This window comes from Rhizobacter sp. P1_G5 (assembly GCF_056405435.1).
In genome coordinates this window covers 1-10,152 of sequence record NZ_JBFUCB010000171.1, presented here as the reverse complement: position 1 = coordinate 10,152, position 10,152 = coordinate 1, and the positions used below count along the sequence as shown (strand labels likewise).

The window sequence follows — 10,152 nt, the reverse complement described above, 5'->3', positions numbered from 1 at the left end:
CCGCCTCGGCATGAGCCCCCAGCCCATTCCCTCACCCCCCGCGCCGCGAAGCAACCATCAGAACGCCGAGCAAGACCCTCCATCACTCACATCCAGGCACCCCGACAGCTGCGGCTGATTCCGCACCTTCCCCCACTCGGCCGCCAGCGGATCCGATTGCTTGTCGTCCGCCGACAACCCACGGATCAGCGAGGCCGCCGTGCAGATGTACGGCTGCGCCAGGTTGCGCCCGTACACGCCCGATTCGAACTGCGACTGGAAGCGCGACTGCAGCGCCTCGCGCGTGATGCCCAGGATGTCGAGGTTGCTGATCTGCGCCGCGCCCAGCACCAGGTTCGCGCCCTGGAACGTGATCACGTAGCCGGTCGGTGAGGTCAGCGTGCCCTGCGTGATCGCATAGCTGCCCTCCGGGCTGGTCGGCGTCGCCGTCGTCGCGAGCGCGCCGGTCAACGCCGTCGCGGCGGTGTCGCCGTCCTGCAGGCCCGTCACCGTGTACGTCAGCGGCGGGATCGCGCCGGCCGGCCCGTTCGCCGGCGTCGCGGCGACAGTGACCGTCGGCTGCGTCGGCAACAGCACCTGCTGCCCGGTCTGCGGCAGCGCGATGCCCGACACCGAACAGGTCCCGGTGTCGCCGAACGCGCAGCCGTAATAGCGGATCGCGCCCGAGTTGGCCGCCAGGCCGGTCACCGACGGTGCCCACACGCTCCAGCGCGTGCCGGCCGACAGCGTCGCACCGGTGCCGAAGATCACCTGCGTCGGCGACACGATGTCGAGCCGGCCGACCTCGTTGTCCATCGAGATCGAAYGGTTCAGCGTGATGCTGCCGGCCGCCTGCAGCAGCGCACTCGCGCCGCCCTGGCTGTCGGTGATCGCGAGCGTCGAGAACCCCGCGCCCGCCGCATCGAACGATGCCGCCGAGGCCGCATCCACCACCAGGTTGCCGCCCGTCACCACCGACAGCGAGCCCGGCGGATCGAAGGCCAGCGTGCCGATCTGGTTCTGCGCATTCGTGAGCGTCACGCTGTTTCCGCCGCTGCCCTGGATCACCAGCGTCTGCACGCTGATCGGCCCGGTCTGCGTCACCGCACCGCTGCTCATCAGCCCGAGCGTGCCGACCGAGTTCTGGCCGCCCAGCACGATGCCGGCCGAGCCGTTGCCCTGGTTCTGCAGCGTCAGCGACACCGCGTCGTGGTTCGCCAGCGCGCCACCATCGAGCGTGATCTGGCCGACGTGCCCCGCCGAGCCGACGACGATGCCCTTGCCGGCCGTCACGCCGCCGACGTTGTCGCTCGCCGGCTGCAGCCAGCTCGCGTCGACATAGAACTCGTCGCCCGGCTGCGCCGCCGCCTGCGCGCGCGGGCCGTTCGGCGTGCGCACCCCCGCGCCACCGCCGGTGTCGGCGAGGCCGATCCGGATCGCGATGTCGGTCTGCTCGGTCAGCCCGCCGTTCGCATCGACGCCCAGCGGCCGGAAGTTCACATACCCGGTCGTGCGGATGAACGGGTTGAACGAGGTGCCGAGGTCGAGCGCGGTGCCGCCGCCGCTCTCGCCGCCGATCACGACGTTGGCGCCGGTCGAGCCCGGCGTGCCGTCGGTCGGGCCGCTGTCGATGTGCAGGCCGTTGCTCTCGCCGGCGTTGTACTGCACGCCGATGCCGCCGCTCGCGTTGGCAGCCTGCCCGGCCAGCGTGATCGTGCCGGTCGAGTTCTCGGCACCGCCGATCGACAGCGTGCTGTAGCGCAGGCCGACTGCCGCGCTGGTCTCGACCAGCGTGACGCCGGCGTCGTCGGCGCGCCCCGCCAGCAGCACCGAGCCGGTGCCGGCCGAGATCGACAGCGTGCCGATGTCCAGCCCGATGGCCTGGTTGCCGGCGGCGGCGGTGCGCGTTGCGACGCCGCGCAGGTCGATCGTGCCGGCTGCGGTGGTCAACGAGCTGCCACTGATCTGCAGGGCCGAACCGGCCCCCGAGAGTCCGAGCACGCTGATGTTGTTCGCGTTGATGTCGGTGCCGGAGATCACGACCCCGGATTCGAAGGTGCCCGGGCCGCCTGCGCCGCGGATCGTCACGTCGCCGGCACCGGTCGTGCCGCGCGTGTCGACGGTGGTGACGTTCAGCTCGACACCGGCGATCTGGCCGTTGCCGCGCGCGAAGCCGCTGGCCGGCGTCGTGCCGCCGCTGATCAGCAGGTTGCCGCCGGCGGTGGCGAGCGTCGCGCCGTTGATGCTGACGTTGCCGCTGCCGGTGCCGTCCAGGTCGCTCAGCAGGTTGATGTCGAGCGGGCCGGCGCCCTTCACCGTGATCGAGCTGCCGGTGCCRAGCACGATGCTGTCGTGCGCCTGCAGCGTGAGGCTCGTGGCCCCGGTGCCGGCGCTGCGCACGATCGCCGCGCCGCCTTCCAGCGTGATGGTGCCGGTGGCCGAGCCGGTGTTGCCGGTGCCGGTCGAGATCGTCACGCTGGTGCCGCCGTCCAGCGCGGCGGAGATGTCGTCGGCGCGGATGTTGGCGCCCGGGCCGGTCGGGTTGAAGCTGCCGTCGGTGGTGGTGGCCCCGGTGGTCGAGATCGTCACGTCGAACGGATCCAGCGTCCAGGTGCCGGCCTTGCCGCCCGCCGCACGGGCGCGTGCATCGACCGTGCCCTGGCCGATCACGAAGCCTTCGGTGCTGTCGGTCAGGCTGGTCGTCATCGCCAGGCCCGAGGTCTCGATGCTGCCGCCGTTGCCGCCGTTCACGCCGCCGCGCGCATGCAGCGTGCCGTACATCTCCAGCACGCCGAACTCGGTGCGCGGCAGGCMGGTCGGCGAGGCCGACACCATGCGGTTCAGCATCGCCTGCATCGCGATCGAGCCGCCGTCGCCGCTGCCGGTGGCGTCGGCGCTGACGGTGCTGCCGCTCGCGACGAGCAGCGAGCCGGTGTCGGTGCCGCCGATCGTCACGCTGCCGCCACCGGTGGCGCCGTCGGCGGCGATCGAGGTGCCGCCGTTGGGTGCCGCCGCGCTGGCCGAGGGACGACCCGCGCGCCCCGCCAGCGCCGGGATGACGGCCGAGTTCAGCGAGATGTCGCGCCCGCCGAGCGTGATGCGCCCGCCCAGGCCGACGCTGCTGCTGGCGCCCAGCGTGGCGCCGTTCAGCACCAGCTGCGATGCGGCATCGCTGCCGGCATCGATGTCGATGGTGCCGCCGGCGCCGGTCGTGCTGTCGGTGCTGACGGTGCCCTCGATCGTGATCACCTCGGAGCGCGTGCCGCTTTCTTCAGCCGCCGCACCGATGCGGATCGCGCCGCCGCTTGCCAGCGTCTGCGAGCCGCTGCCGATCAGCACGCCGCCGCTGCGCACGGCCGGCGTGTCGAGCGCCACCTCGATGTAGCCGCTGGTGGTGACCGGCGCCAGCGTCGCGCTCCCGGCGGAACTCAGCGTGATCGAGCCGCGCGGCGCACTGATCACGCCAAAATGCTCGACGCCGTCGCGCCCGATCAGCAGGATCGAGCCGCCTTCGCCCGCCTGGATCTGCGGCACCAGCGGCTTGTCGGCTTCCATCACCTGAACGCTGCGGCCACCGGTCGGTGCCACGGTGGTCTCGAAGTCGATGCCGCTGCCGTTGATGAAGCCGGCGTAGTTGTTGTCCGACATGCTGGCCGACAGGTCCAGCGTGGTCGCCACCAGCGAGCCGACGTTCACCTGCGCGCTCGGCCCGAACACGATGCCGGTCGGGTTGACGAGGAACACCCGGCCGTTGGCACTGATGCCGCCGTAGATCTCGCTGGCCGGGATGCCGTTGGCATTGCCGGTCACGCGGTTGATCAGGATGCTCTGCGCGTTCGGCTGCGTGAAGTTGACCTTGGCGCTGCTGCCGACGCTGAAGCTCTCCCACTCGACCAGCGCGCGGTTGGTCGCGCTCGCGTTCTGCGTGACGGCGAGCGTCGGGTTGGTGCCGCCGCTCGATGTGCCGACGGTGGCATTGATCTGCGCGCCACCGGGCTTGACGACCGGCAGCTGCGTGACGGCCGGCGCAGCAAAAGCCGGCCCRCCGAGCGCAAGCGCAGCGGCCAGCGCGACCGGCAGCAGACGGGGTTCGAAGCGGGGTTGGAACGAGAGGGAGCGGGTTGCCATGGTGTGGATCCTCAGAATGCGTGCTGCAGCTCGACCAGGAAGCGGGTGCGCTTGTCGTCGGCTTCGGAGGTGACGGGCTCGTCGCCGCGCCGCGCGACGGCGGCCTTCAGCGTGAAGAGCTCGGGGTTGGTGTACTGCACGCCCAGGCCGGAGCCGTGCAGGTTCAGCGTGTTCGGCCGGCCGTCGTCGTCCGGGCGCTTGAAGCGCTTGCCGTGGCCGGCGTCGTGGAAGACGAAGCCGGTCCACTGCGGGTCGATCCACAGCCGCAGCTCGGTGTTCAGCACCGCGGCTTCGTCCGACGAGCCTTCGGCCGACGGGTAGGCGCGCACGCCGCGCGCGCCGCCGAGCGTCATCTTCTCGGCGTTGTCGAGGTTCTTGCTCGCGAACTGGCCGACCAGCCCGACGAACAGCGACACCCGCGGCACCACGGCCTGCAGCCGGTTGACCTGCACGCCGAGCTTGCGGAAGCTGCCCTGCGTTGCGCGGTCGCCGAGGCCGCTGTCGTAGTTGCGGTAGACCTCGCTCTCGATGTCGAGCTTGCCGAACTGCAACGAGACGTTGCCGCCGGTGRAGCCGCCACCGGCGAACGCGTCGCGGTTCTCGAACGACAGGCCGAACTCGCCGCCGCGCACCTTCTTCTCGGTGGTGTCGCCGAACTCGTCGACCAGCTTCTTGCTCGTCAGTGCGACGCGGCCGACCAGGTTGCGGTCGCGCGTGCGGATGAAGGGGTACGACAGCGACACATCGGCGACGTTGGCCGAGCCGACCGCGCCGGCACCGGCGAAATCCTGCCCCAGCTCGTACTCGACGCGCGAGATGCCGGCRCCCAGCCGCCACGCGGTCGAGCCGAGCGGGATCTCGTAGCCGAGCCGGCCGACCAGCGTGCCCTTGCCGCTGGAGACGGAGGCCCGCAGGTCGAGGTTGTCGCCCGAGCCGGTCGGGTTGTTCCAGCGCAGCAGCGCACCGGCGCGGTAGCGGCCGGTCGTCTCGGAGCCGTAGTTGTCGGCATCGACGCTCGCGTCCCAGCCGCGGCGCGCCTCGGTCTGCACCGCGATCGCGTAGCGGCCTTCGTCGCCGGTGGGCAGCAGCGTCGACTTGGCGCCGACGCCGGGCCAGTCGTTCAGCGTGTACATCGCGCGATCGAGCGCCAGCACGTCGAGCGGCTCGTCCTTCGCGATGCCGTTGCGCTCCAGCACCGCGGTGATCTTCTGCGGCGAGATCGGCGGCTTGTCGGGGCTCTCGACCGTCACGCGGACGATGCGCGGCTCGACGATCGCGATCTGCAGCACGCCCTGCGCCAGGTCCTGCGTCGGGAAGCCGACGCCGACCAGGCCGTAGCCGCGCTCCTCGTAGAAGCGGCGCAGCGCGACCGCGACCACCGCGAGGTCGGTGGCGACGATCTCGCGGTTCAGCCAGGGCTTGACGACCTGCTGCAGCTCGGCTTCGGGCACCGCCTTGGTGGGCGTGAAGCGCACCGAGGTGATCGTGAACTTGACGAGCGGCCTGGCCGTGGCGCGCGGCGCCGAGGCGGCTTCGGCGGCCTGCGGCGCGTTGCGCAGCGCGGGGGCTTCGGTCTGGCCATGTGACGTCAACGGGAATGCCAGGGCCAGGGCCATCGGCAGCGTGCGCAAGGGAAGGTGGGTCATGCTCGTTCTCATCGTGCGGCCACCGCGTTGAACACCTGCAGGCGTCCATTCCCGACGACGTTGAAGGGGGCCCAGAAGAACGGATGCGCGAAGCGGCGGTTCTTCTGCACCTCGAGTTCGGCCTGTTGCATCGCGCCCATCAGGTCGCGGCCGCCGGCCAGTTCGCGGTACAGCCGGGTCATCAGCAGGTCGGTGGATTCATCGGCCACCGGCCACAGCGACGCGACGATGCTGTTCGCGCCGGCCGACAGGATCGAGTGCGTGAAGCCGACGATCTCGTCGCCGCGCGACACCTTGCCGAGCCCGCTCTCGCAGGCCGACAGCGTCATCAGGCGCACGCCGTCGAGCTTCAGGTTGTAGATGTCGCGTGCCTCCAGCAGCCCGGGCTCGCTGGGGGTGGAGGCCAGCAGCACGCGTGAGAACAGCGGATCGACCTCGTCGAGCTCGGCGTGCGCGGCGATGTGCACCACGCTCGCCGAGGCGGCGCCTTCCTTGAAGCGCTGCTTGGTGGCCTCTTGCTGCACGAAGACCTCGCTGCGGCCGAACTGCTGGGCCACCTTCTGCACCTCGCGCTCGGCGCCGGGCAGCGGCGGCACGTCGCGGTCGGTGGCCGGGTTGCCGAAGCCGAGCAGCGACGAGGCCTGCGCGTTGCCGCGCGCAAGCAGCTTCGAGCCGACGGCGGCCGACGGCCACACCGCCAGCGCGCTGCGCTCGACCAGGAAACCGCGGCCGTCGTGCAGCGCCTGGAACGGCAGGTAGTGCAGCGGGCCGTGCGGCACGACGAAGAGGCGGCGAGCGTCACCCAGGTCAATGCCGGACAGCAGCGACTTGAAGAGCTGCTGCGCGAGCGAGGTGGTGTCGCGGCGGCGTTCGATGACGCTGCTGCGGAAGCCCTCGACCTGCTTCGCGAGCGAGGCCTGGCCCTGCGGGATCAGCGCGGCCGACAGCCCGCTGCGCGTGATCAGCCAGACGATGCTGCGGTCGTCGAGCACGTGGAACTGCAGCACCGCGTCGCCGGCACCGAGCGAGCGCTGCAGCTCGGGCAGCGAGACGCGCTCCTGCGCCAGCGTGTCGCTCGCGCGGTCGCGGATGGAATCGAGCAGCTGGCGCGAGCGCGAGGCCTCGGAGAGCGTCCACGCGGCCTCGTAGTTGCGCGCATCGAGGCTCAGCGCCAATGCGGCGTTGAACACCTGCTGGATGTCGCCGAACAGGCCGGTCTTGAACTCCTCGCTGGTGAACTTGCTGCGCAGGCGCTCGGCCTGCTGCACGGTGTCGAGGTAGGCGGCCAGCGCGGCTGGCTTGTCGCCGCGGGCGGCCTCGACGCGCGCGATGCCTTCGGAGGCCCACAGGCGGTGGTAGGCGGTGTCGCCGGCGCCGGGGTCGGCGAGAACCTGCCTGAAAAGAGCCAGTGCCTCGTTCGGCTGCGCGCTGCCGAGCAGGGCGTTGGCGCGGCTGCGCTTGTAGAAGGGGCCGAGCTTGTCGGTCTCGCGCACGGGGACCTGGTCGAGCTGCTTCAGCGCCTCGGGCGCGCGGCCGGCGGCGGTGTAGGCGTTGGCGAGCGAGACCTGCACCAGCGGGCGGAAGCGGTCGCTCGCGAGCGCGATGCTGCGGGCGTAGTAGCCGGCGGCATCGCCGTAGCGGGCGCGGCGCACCGCGATGTCGCCGAGCACCTTCAACGACGGCGCGTGGGCCTGCTGCGGGTTCTTCGGCGTCAGGGCGAGCGAGCCGTTCGCGAAGCGCTCGGCCTCGTCGAGCAGGCCGGCGTAGCTGTAGGCGATCGCGAGGTCGCGCTGYGCGAGGGATTTGAGGTCGTCGTTGTCGTCGGCCTGGCCGAGGTGCAGGGCCTTGCTGGCGGCGCGGATGCTCTGGCGGAACTCGCCCTGCTCGGCGAGCGCGATCGAGCGGCCGCAGTAGCCGTAGCCGTCGAGCTTGACGACGTCGCGCGCGTAGAGCGCCTTGCCTTCGGCGCTGACGGAAAAGAGGCTTTCGGCGTCGCGCTGGCGGGCGAGGGCGTCGCGGGCCTGGTTGTTGGCCGGCGCGAGGCCGTCGGCAGTGGTGGCCGATTGGGCGTGGGCACCGGTGGCCAGGAGCAGCGCGCAGGCCAACGCCACGCAGCCCGCACGAACGGGAGAGGTCAACACAACAGATGCCTTTCGATGCAAGCGAGCCGCCATGCCGCGGGCTGCGTTGGGGAGCAATCGCGGGGCGATGCTAAGAGGCGTGCCCGGCGCCACAAAGTGACCAAGGTGAGTCGCTGGTGGTTCTAGGGGGACGGGGCGGCGCGAACTTTCCGCGGGACTGTTGTTACAGAGGGGGCTGTCACAACGAGAGGAGTGGGTTCATGAAGAGGAAGATCGATGAGTTGCGCCTGAAGAAGCCGCTGTTGCTGAACGAGGACACGACCGACGACGGTCGCAACGTGAAGCCTGAGGAGCCCGGGAAGGCGGAGAAGGTGGTGAAGGCCAGGAAGGGCGCCGCACAGGTGATCTGGACGCAGGTCGAGGGCGTGGTCAAGCGTGTGGCCAAGCGCAAGCCGGTCGAACAGGAGGGGACAGCGCCCGAACCGAAGAAGGTCAGGATCTGCAACGAGCCGCAGCTGCGGGCGCCGTTGAATTTCAAGGACCTGCTGGGCGATCTGATGAGGGAGGCCCGCACGATCGAGGCGTTGCCCGTGCAGGGGGATCGCATGGCCGCACTGGACACGCTGTGGGGTGGTGTGAGCCGGCGCCTGCTGTCCGCGCTCGCCCCCGGCACGTCGGACGAGACGGATCGTCGACGCGCGCTGGCGGTGATCCTGCTGGCGAACGATCACGCGAGCTTCGAGAAATTCGCCCGCAAGGGGAACGCCGCCGCGTTTGCAGATCGCCTGGGGTCGCTGCGCGAAGCCATGGACACGTCGTCGCCGGACCTGTTCTGGCGCAGTGCCGAACTCGGCCCCGTGCTGCAGGGCCTGCTGAGGGTCAGCATGCATGCCGGCTCCGAGGAAGACATCAGGCGCCATGCCTTGGAGATGATCGACGCACTGTGCGGCGCGGGCCGTGTGCCGCACGAATTGACGCGGGCCATGAAGGGGTTGGTCAGCGCGGCGCTGGATGCTCATTTCGCGCTCGACCGCGTCTGGGAGCAGTCTTCGGGACTGGTCGAGAACGTGGTCGACGTGCTGCTGAGGATCGGGCCGCCATCGGATCCGCTGCCACAGCCCGGCGCACTGCCGAAAGGGTGATCTCCATATTTTCTGCAAACACCCTCTGAAGACTGCGACGCGTCAAGCGCAACAGAGATCAGGGGGATTCATGCTGGACATCACCAGAMGGCTTGCCGTCATCGTTTCACTCGCCTTGCCGCTGAATGCGATGGCGGGCTACCCGCCRGGCGCCAAGGTCTGGAGCTGGACCTACAACGCACGCGGGCAGAAGCTCACCGAGACGGCGCCGGACGGCACGACGACGRCCTGGACCTACTACGAGGACAAGACCGCCGACCACATGGTCGGCGACCTGCAGAGCGAGACGGCGAGCGACGGGCGCGTCACGCGCTACCTGCGCTACGACCGATCGGGCAAGCTGCTCGAAAGCGTTGACCCGAATGGCGTCGTCACGCGGCAGACCTACGACCTGCGGCAGCGGCTCCTGACACGCGACGTGGCCGGGCGCGTCACGCGCTACACCTACGATGCCGCGGGGCAGCTCAAGCGGCTGACCCTGCCGGACGGCAGCTGGATCGGCTGGGACTACGACGATGCCCACCGGAAGGTGGCGGTCTACGACGAGCAGGGCCACCGCATCGACTACCTGCTGGACATGGCCAGCATCAAGGTCCGGGAGAAGGTGCAGGATCCCGGCGGGAACTTGCGGCGCACGCTGGAGCGCATCGTCGACGATCTCGGTCGGGTGCAGAAGATCGAAGGCCGGGAGACGACGCCATGAGGCGCGCGATGCGATGCCTGGTGGCCTGCGGCGCGATCTTCATGTCTGTCGTCGAGGCGCAGACCTTGCCTCCGCCGCCCGTCTCGCCCCGGTCGGTGACGCGCCACGAGTACGACGCCGAGGGGCAGGTCACCAAGGTGATCCGCGGCGCCGGCACGCTGAACCTCGAGACCCGGCTGGCGTATGACCCGCTGAACCGCGTCAAGGCGCATGTCGATCCGGCGGGTGGCGTCACCGAGTTGGAGCACGACGGCCGCGACCGGCTTACCCAGGTGACCGACCCGCGCCGGCTGGTCACGCGCTATCCGGAGAAGCCAGGCGGAGGGCATCAGGTGATCAGCCCGGACACCGGCGTCACCGACCTCAGCGTCGATGAGGCGGGCCGCGTGTCGACGCGCATCGACAGCCGGGGCGTGACCGCGCGCATCGCCTACGACGCAGCGGGTCGGCTGAACGCCATCCAGTACCTGAAG

5 protein-coding genes and 1 pseudogene are annotated in these 10,152 nt (G+C 70.4%); 3 read left to right on the top strand and 3 right to left on the bottom strand.

What is annotated here, in order from left to right; all coding sequences use genetic code 11:
• Positions 1–57: 57 nt before the first annotated feature.
• Genes AC1D12_RS14035 through AC1D12_RS14025 form a run of 3 tightly spaced genes read right to left on the bottom strand, consistent with a single transcriptional unit; the run spans position 58 to position 7,891 of the window.
• The gene (locus tag AC1D12_RS14035; RefSeq protein WP_477841043.1) at positions 58–4,107 is read right to left on the bottom strand and encodes a beta strand repeat-containing protein; all 4,050 of its coding nucleotides are present in this window, start codon (positions 4,105–4,107) and stop codon (positions 58–60) included.
• 11 nt (positions 4,108–4,118) lie between these two features.
• A complete protein-coding gene (locus tag AC1D12_RS14030) occupies positions 4,119–5,753 on the bottom strand; it encodes a ShlB/FhaC/HecB family hemolysin secretion/activation protein (protein WP_477841042.1) in 1,635 nt (544 codons plus the stop codon).
• A gap of 8 nt (positions 5,754–5,761) precedes the next feature.
• A complete protein-coding gene (locus AC1D12_RS14025) occupies positions 5,762–7,891 on the bottom strand; it encodes a CHAT domain-containing protein (RefSeq protein WP_465113292.1) in 2,130 nt (709 codons plus the stop codon).
• Between the two features lie 203 nt (positions 7,892–8,094).
• Here AC1D12_RS14025 and AC1D12_RS14020 point away from each other — a divergent pair, with 203 nt between their 5' ends.
• From AC1D12_RS14020 to AC1D12_RS14010, 3 genes and pseudogenes are all read left to right on the top strand, one after another.
• The gene (locus tag AC1D12_RS14020; protein ID WP_477827351.1) at positions 8,095–8,976 is read left to right on the top strand and encodes a hypothetical protein; all 882 of its coding nucleotides are present in this window, start codon (positions 8,095–8,097) and stop codon (positions 8,974–8,976) included.
• Positions 8,977–9,046: 70 nt separating this feature from the next.
• A complete protein-coding gene (locus tag AC1D12_RS14015) occupies positions 9,047–9,679 on the top strand; it encodes a hypothetical protein (protein ID WP_477841041.1) in 633 nt (210 codons plus the stop codon).
• A pseudogene (locus AC1D12_RS14010) lies at positions 9,676–10,152 on the top strand (hypothetical protein); the annotation flags it as partial. The gene AC1D12_RS14015 and the pseudogene AC1D12_RS14010, both read left to right, overlap by 4 nt.